Here is a 202-nt window from a genome sequence, read left to right on the forward strand (position 1 = left end):
AGTGGTTCAAGCGCGCCGTCTTCTACGAGGTCCTGGTCCGCTCCTTCCAGGACAGCAACGGCGACGGCATCGGCGACCTGAAGGGTCTGACGGCCAAGCTCGACTATCTGCAATGGCTCGGCGTGGACTGCCTGTGGCTGCCGCCGTTCTTCAAGTCACCGCTCAGGGACGGCGGTTACGACGTCTCCGACTACACCGCCGT

The 202-nt window shown here is 63.9% G+C and carries 1 protein-coding gene; it reads left to right on the top strand.

The genetic code is table 11. The features are described from left to right. On the top strand, positions 1-202 hold a 202-nt coding region (locus tag AC5WRT_RS39295; protein WP_496101135.1), incomplete at both ends, for an alpha-amylase family glycosyl hydrolase.

Source organism: Streptomyces sp. NTD91, from assembly GCF_059510455.1.